Here is a 219-nt window from a genome sequence, read left to right on the forward strand (position 1 = left end):
TGACGGTGGAGCAACTGGCGGACTACACGAATCAGTATTGGCCGATCCTCAAGGCTCGGTTGCTGGCCGGCGAGTATCACCCGCAAGGTGTGCGCGCCGTCGAAATCCCAAAACCCAAAGGTGGAACGCGGCAGTTGGGCATCCCCAGCGTCGTGGATCGCCTGATCCAACAGGCCCTGCTGCAGCAGCTTACGCCGATCTTCGACCCTCTGTTCTCGG

Annotated in this window: 1 pseudogene; it reads left to right on the forward strand. The window is 61.2% G+C overall.

The features are described from left to right. Window positions 1-219: pseudogene (locus HU806_RS26355) on the forward strand (group II intron reverse transcriptase/maturase); the annotation flags it as partial.

Origin of the sequence: Pseudomonas sp. SWRI154, from assembly GCF_014268645.1 — a bacterium.
Taxonomy (GTDB): Bacteria; Pseudomonadota; Gammaproteobacteria; order Pseudomonadales; family Pseudomonadaceae; genus Aquipseudomonas; species Aquipseudomonas marvdashtae.